Origin of the sequence: Mesorhizobium sp. M1A.T.Ca.IN.004.03.1.1, assembly GCF_003997555.1 — a bacterium.
In the GTDB taxonomy this organism is placed as follows: Bacteria; Pseudomonadota; Alphaproteobacteria; order Rhizobiales; family Rhizobiaceae; genus Mesorhizobium.
The window spans coordinates 1-278 of sequence record NZ_RZTV01000220.1 but is presented as its reverse complement, the minus strand read 5'-3'; the positions used below and the strand labels follow the sequence as shown (position 1 = coordinate 278).

The window sequence follows — 278 nt, the reverse complement described above, 5'->3', positions numbered from 1 at the left end:
GTTGACGGGAGGGGTGGATCCGGGCGCTCAGATGGCGGCTGCCGATAGTCTGGCGTAGGTCAGGGCCCACTCGCGCTGGAAGGGGCAGGCCGAGTTCATGGCCAGCCTGATACGGCGCACCGAGACGCTGACCCGGGCGCCGATCTTGAACAGCTTGCGGCGGATGGTGGCGCAGCTTGCCCTGGCGAGGCGGGTGTTGGCCAGGCCGATGCGGCGCAATGCGCGGACCAGCACATAGGCCATCGAGGCGAACCAGAGCCTGAGCTGGTTGGCCCGCG

The 278-nt window shown here is 69.1% G+C and carries 1 protein-coding gene; it reads right to left on the bottom strand.

The annotated features are described in order from the left end of the window. Positions 1 to 27: 27 nt before the first annotated feature. A partial coding sequence (locus tag EOD29_RS31430; RefSeq protein WP_206520538.1) for a transposase occupies positions 28 to 278 on the bottom strand: 251 nt, incomplete at its 5' end.